Annotated in this window: 2 protein-coding genes; both read right to left on the minus strand. The window is 63.3% G+C overall.

Annotated features, from left to right (window positions below; translation table 11 throughout):
• The coding region (locus tag C1877_RS15040; protein ID WP_147274576.1) for an amidohydrolase at window positions 1-931 on the minus strand (931 nt) is incomplete at its 3' end.
• A 131-nt stretch (window positions 932-1062) separates the two neighbouring features.
• Window positions 1063-1298: amidohydrolase family protein (locus C1877_RS15045; RefSeq protein ID WP_147274577.1), on the minus strand; the 236-nt coding region annotated here is incomplete at its 5' end.

Raw genomic sequence — 1298 nt, forward strand, 5'->3', positions numbered from 1 at the left:
GCGTGACCTTGCAGCCGTTGAGCTTCAGCATCTCGTCGCCGAAGCCGGTGACGCAGTCCATCTCCTCCAGGCGGCGCAGGTTGTCCTCGAAGGAGCCGAACTGCGGGTCCAGGTAGAACATGAGGTTCGCGCGGTAGGTGAGCCTGTTCTGTTTCCTTGCTTCGTTGTACGCGCGCATCTGCTTGTAGTTGAGGTTCGCGTCGATGGCGCTGGTGATGCCGAAGGAGTTCAGGCGCTGCCCTATGAGTTCGAGGCTCTGGAGGTGCTGCTCTTCAGTCAGCGGGGGCTTGGCCGCAAACATTGGCATGAGGGCTGCGTTCTCGTACAGCATGCCGTCGAGCTCGCCGTCGTCGTAGTGGCCGATCTCGGCGCCCTCGGGCTGCGGGGTGTCCTTCGTATAGCCGACTTCTTCGAGGGCGCGCGAGTTCGCGGCCACCGTATGGGCCGACATGTGCAGAAGGATGAGCGGGTTGTCGGGCGCGATCTCGTCCAGCTCACGTCGGGTGATGAGTTCCTTACTGTCCTCCCAGATGAGCTCGTTCCAGCCGTCGCCCTCGATCCATTCGCCCGCAGGAGTGCTGGCGACCTTCTCCTTCAGGGCGTCGAGGATGGCCTGGCGGCTGGTCACGCCGTTGAAATCGAGGTTGAGCATGTTCTCGCCGGTCCACTTGCAGTGCATGTGGCACTCGACGAAGCCGGGGGTGAGGATCTTGCCGGTTGCGTCGATGACCTCGGTGTGCTCGCCGATGAACTGCTGGACGTCGGTGGCCGTGCCCACGGCGATGACCTTGCCGTCCTTGGCGGCCACGCCGCCGTCCTCGATGATGGGGAAGTCCGTCTTGCCTTCCTTCACCTCGTCGCACGTGATGGCGACGGTGTAGATCTTCGGATGCTGGATGACCAGGTCGGCCTCGGGATACCAGGTGCTCATGCTTCCTCCTTAAGAAGGTGCCCGCCCCGCAAGGCGGGTGCCTTGGTGTCCGGTAAAAAACGAGCGCCCCAGCCAAAGGCCGAGGCGCTCGCGATGCGGTGCTGAACGAACCGGTTCGTGAACGATCGGCGCTAGGCCTCGTAAACCACCTTGCCGCCGAGGACGGTCGTCGTGACCTGGGCGTCGCGGATGTCCGTAGGATCGCTCGAAGCGAAGCAGTCGCGGTCGAGGATGGCGAAGTCGGCGAAGTTGCCCACCTCCACCGAGCCCATCTTGTCGTCGTCGTGGCTGAAGAACGCCGCGTTCTTCGTCCACATGATGAGGGCCTGGATGGGCGTGACCTTCGACTCGTCGCCCTTGGAGAGCG

Origin of the sequence: Gordonibacter pamelaeae, from assembly GCF_003340385.1 — a bacterium.
GTDB classification, from domain to species: Bacteria; Actinomycetota; Coriobacteriia; order Coriobacteriales; family Eggerthellaceae; genus Gordonibacter; species Gordonibacter pamelaeae.